Source organism: Pseudomonas sp. B23(2017) (assembly GCF_002113725.1).
GTDB lineage: Bacteria > Pseudomonadota > Gammaproteobacteria > Pseudomonadales > Pseudomonadaceae > Aquipseudomonas > Aquipseudomonas putida_Z.
Map to the genome: position 1 here is coordinate 1 of NZ_NEJM01000042.1, position 1,286 is coordinate 1,286.

1 protein-coding gene is annotated in these 1,286 nt (G+C 62.0%); it reads right to left on the reverse strand.

All coding sequences use genetic code 11. The annotated features are described in order from the left end of the window. The coding region (bamA, locus tag CAG46_RS27445) for an outer membrane protein assembly factor BamA (RefSeq protein ID WP_085619580.1) at positions 1–1,286 on the reverse strand (1,286 nt) is incomplete at both ends.

Here is a 1,286-nt window from a genome sequence, read left to right on the forward strand (position 1 = left end):
GACACCTTGTTACCGGTACCGAGGAAGTTGCTCTGGCTGATCGAGCCACCGAGGATCAGGCCGGCGCTCTGGGCGAAACCGACGCTGGCGGTGATCGAGCCGGAAGCCTGCTCCTCGACGCTGTAGTTGACGTCGACCTGGTCGTCGGTGCCCGGCACCGGCGGGGTCTCGACGTTCACTTCCTTGAAGAAGCCCAGACGCTCCAGACGGGTCTTGGACTGGTCGATCAGGTAGGTCGAGGCCCAGCCGCCTTCCATCTGGCGCATTTCGCGACGCAGCACTTCGTCTTCGGTCTTGGTGTTGCCGCGGTAGTTGATGCGGTTGACGTAGGCACGCTTGCCCGGGTCGACCACGAACATGATGTCGACGGTGTGGTCTTCATCGTTCGGCTGCGGCACGCCGTTGACGTTGGCGAAGGTGTAGCCTTCGTTACCCAGGCGGCGGGTGATCAGCTCGGAGGTGCTGGTCATCACCTTGCGCGAGAACACCTGGCCAGGCTGCACCAGCAGCAGCGACTTGACCTGGTCTTCCGGCACTTTCAGGTCACCGGACAGCTTCACGTCGCGGACGGTGTACTTCTCGCCTTCGTTGATGTTGACGGTGATGTAGACGTGTTTCTTGTCCGGCGTGATGGACACCTGGGTGGAGGCGATGTCCATGTTGATGTAGCCGCGGTCCAGGTAGTAGGAACGCAGGCGCTCCAGGTCACCGGAGAGCTTTTCGCGGGCGTACTTGTCGTCGTTCTTGAAGAACGACAGCCAGTTGGTGGTCTTCAGCTCGAACAGCTGCGCCAGGGTCTCGTCGTCGAACACGTTGTTGCCAACGATGTTGATGTGCTGGATGGCGGCGACGGTGCCTTCGTTGATCTTGATCTTCAGCGCCACACGGTTGCGCGGCTGCGGCACCACTTCGGCGTCGACCTCGGCCGAGTAGCGGCCCTGGGCCACGTACTGGCGCTGCAGTTCGTTACGCACACCTTCGAGGGTGGCACGCTGGAAGATCTCGCCTTCGGCCAGGCCGGATTGCTTCAGGCCCTTCATCAGGTCTTCGGTGCTGATGGCCTTGTTGCCTTCGATCTCGATGCTCGACACCGACGGGCGCTCGACCACGTTGATGATCAGGACATTGCCATCGCGGTTCAGCTGGATGTCCTGGAAGAAGCCGGTCTTGAACAGGGAACGGGTCGACTCCACCAGTCGGCGGTCATCGGCCTGGTCGCCGACGTTCAGCGGCAAGGCACCGAAGACACTGCCGGCGGAAACCCGCTGCAGGCCGTTGACGCGGAT